Origin of the sequence: Photorhabdus hindustanensis, assembly GCF_002968995.1 — a bacterium.
Taxonomy (GTDB): domain Bacteria; phylum Pseudomonadota; class Gammaproteobacteria; order Enterobacterales; family Enterobacteriaceae; genus Photorhabdus; species Photorhabdus akhurstii.
This window is the reverse complement of record NZ_PUWT01000123.1, coordinates 1-2,196: the sequence shown is the minus strand read 5'-3', so window position 1 is coordinate 2,196 and position 2,196 is coordinate 1. Positions and strand designations below refer to the sequence as shown.

Sequence of the window (2,196 nt, the reverse complement as noted above, 5' to 3'; positions counted from 1 at the left end):
ATGTCGCAAGAACCTGGCTTCCTCAATTGCTGCTTCAATATCAGTGAAGATTGTCATGCCGTAGCCTCTTCAATTTCTCATCAAACTCAGCTTTGATCGCTTTGCACTCTTCGATAGTCCATCTATGCCGATCATGATTACTCTCGATAGCTTCTACTGACTCAATGCCAATCCGCTCAATAAGCTCAACTCGATATGGAACCAGGTTCCCCGAGTGATGCTGATTACAGACAATGCATTGCCGTTGAATATTGCGCTCATCAAAGCGAAGCTGGGGTGCTGCTGACGTCGTTCTATAGTGCCCTGCGTCCCATCGAGAAGATTCACATGTCCCACATGAAACACAGGGCTTATCTTTGTCGCGATAACGAATATATGCATTAACAGAACGTTGGGCTTGCTGAATAAAATAACTGCGGGGCTTTACTGCTAATCGACGGGCTTTGAGTTTATCTTTCTTCTCTGCTAATTCTTGCTGCTGTTTCTTTTTAAGTTCCCGCTCTGCTAATTCCTGTTTCTTTTTTCGGTCTTTCCTGCCTTTAGCTGCTGCACATTCAATTGAACACGTATTTTGTAATTGCCGAACGGGTTGATATTCTTTATGACACTCCTTGCACTCTCTTATTCGAAGTTTTTTCATTTCTATTTCTCCGTCTATCCCACTTTGATTTCAATAGTTCATGAACGTAATCAAAAGTTTTAACTTCTGACTCTGCGGGAACTGGCTTTGATTTTTTATTAGATGGGACTTTATAGATTAGATTATTGATGACTCGCTGAGTCTGTGATGTTTGCTGACTCATTTAATTTATTTCCATCTTTCAGTATTAACGTCCCAACACAGCGAAGAACGCAACTATCGCAAATATCACTGTTATTCATTCCTGAAACTATTGCATTTACTTCATCTTGTGATTTACCGCAGAAATTACACCAATGTTTGTTATTTGCTATCATTTATCTTGCTCCTGTTTTAATTTCATATATTCGCTGTTATCCGGTATTGTCACGAAACAGCCAATACTCACAGCCCATTGCTCAACTTGGCTCATGAAATAGAACATCTCGCCAGTATCCAATTTTGATGTGTGCCGAAGCGTCCTGACGTGCTCTACTTCCTGAGTACTGAAATCCACGCGATCAATAACTTCATAGCCAAGAAATGTATGCTTCAACATTTCTTTAACTTCTTCTGATGAATATGTAGCACCGTTAGCACACAAATAACGACTTATTTCACCAAACCACAAATGGGCCGTTGCATTTTGAGATAATGAGCGTTTATTCTTCCAAGGCTTAATAGTAATGCGGTGCGGTTGTTTAGTTTCAAGTGTTTCTTTGAGTATTTCCCATGCCTGAGATTTATTCGATTCGTGAAAACAAAAATCAGCTTCCATTTATCCCCCATTATTTACTTTCTTATTCCATGCAGCCTCTGATTCTTCCAATGTGAAATAATGTTTACCTTCATTTTGACAGCGCAAGCATTTATGATAATGCCACCTGCCTTTACTTTCATCGTTATAATCACGCAATACCCAGCAATTGATAGCTTTTCCACCGCATCTACAGGTAACGTAAGACCTTTCTTCATTCATATCAAAAATCCTTCCTATTTTTTTATCTCTGTAACTGCTCTTGAAACACTTTGGCACCATTAATCAGCATATCGTTGAAATCCCCTGTTTCGGGCCAACGGATACTGACTAGTTCAACATCGTTATTACTCAGAATGTTTTTATTACCACATTCGAACGCCGCCGCTAGTCCCGTGCCGTTACTATCTCTGTCAGCAAATATAATCAAATGTTTCACTCCCTTGGGAGCGCGGAACTTCCGCAAAAACCCGGCATTCAGTGTTGACCAGGTGTTGCAACCGTATATCTGTTTACATGACAATGCTGTCTCTATCCCTTCGGCGATCCCTAGTGTGGACGAAACCGGAAACATGCGAATAGCAATGGAATTAGCAAAGTTAAGATAGTTATCTTCCTGTAGTTTCAGCATGCGCTTATTGCCATCGAAATCCGCTTTTTTCTCTCCGTCTAACACAGTTCTGTGGAGGTAACAGCCCGCCCCTTTATCGTCAGTTGCTATTGACCAAACGGCCTGTTTCTTGCCGAACGGCGTTTTTTCGTCAGCATTAAAACGAATGTGGCCGACTGGTAATTCGAATATGCCGCGACTGAATAAATA

The 2,196-nt window shown here is 41.0% G+C and carries 6 protein-coding genes; all 6 read right to left on the bottom strand.

From position 1 onward, the window contains the following. Positions 1-40 precede the first annotated feature (40 nt). Positions 41-640, bottom strand: coding sequence for a recombination protein NinG (locus C6H66_RS24395; protein WP_105397007.1), 600 nt, complete (start codon positions 638-640; stop codon positions 41-43). Continuing rightward, the gene (locus tag C6H66_RS24390) at positions 600-803 is read right to left on the bottom strand and encodes a NinE family protein (protein WP_105397006.1); all 204 of its coding nucleotides are present in this window, start codon (positions 801-803) and stop codon (positions 600-602) included. The genes C6H66_RS24395 and C6H66_RS24390 overlap by 41 nt, the downstream gene beginning before the upstream one ends. Next, the gene (locus C6H66_RS24385) at positions 763-957 is read right to left on the bottom strand and encodes a ClpX C4-type zinc finger protein (RefSeq protein ID WP_105397005.1); all 195 of its coding nucleotides are present in this window, start codon (positions 955-957) and stop codon (positions 763-765) included. Before C6H66_RS24385 ends, C6H66_RS24390 begins: the two co-directional genes overlap by 41 nt. After that, positions 954-1,397 carry a YbcN family protein gene (locus tag C6H66_RS24380; RefSeq protein ID WP_105397004.1) on the bottom strand — a complete coding sequence of 148 codons (444 nt, stop codon included), beginning with the start codon at positions 1,395-1,397 and terminating at the stop codon, positions 954-956. The genes C6H66_RS24385 and C6H66_RS24380 overlap by 4 nt, the downstream gene beginning before the upstream one ends. Continuing rightward, complete coding sequence (locus tag C6H66_RS24375) at positions 1,398-1,598, bottom strand: hypothetical protein (RefSeq protein ID WP_146111128.1); 201 nt, start codon at positions 1,596-1,598, stop codon at positions 1,398-1,400. A gap of 22 nt (positions 1,599-1,620) precedes the next feature. Then, positions 1,621-2,196 (bottom strand): toprim domain-containing protein (locus C6H66_RS24370; RefSeq protein WP_181150302.1); only part of this gene is annotated, 576 nt, incomplete at its 5' end.

Coding starts and splice junctions, on each gene's coding strand:
- C6H66_RS24375 (WP_146111128.1), bottom strand. CDS start 1,598: ATGAATGAAGAAAGGTCTTACGTTACCTGTAGATGCGGTGGAAAAGCT.
- C6H66_RS24390 (WP_105397006.1), bottom strand. CDS start 803: ATGAGTCAGCAAACATCACAGACTCAGCGAGTCATCAATAATCTAATC.
- C6H66_RS24380 (WP_105397004.1), bottom strand. CDS start 1,397: ATGGAAGCTGATTTTTGTTTTCACGAATCGAATAAATCTCAGGCATGG.
- C6H66_RS24395 (WP_105397007.1), bottom strand. CDS start 640: ATGAAAAAACTTCGAATAAGAGAGTGCAAGGAGTGTCATAAAGAATAT.
- C6H66_RS24385 (WP_105397005.1), bottom strand. CDS start 957: ATGATAGCAAATAACAAACATTGGTGTAATTTCTGCGGTAAATCACAA.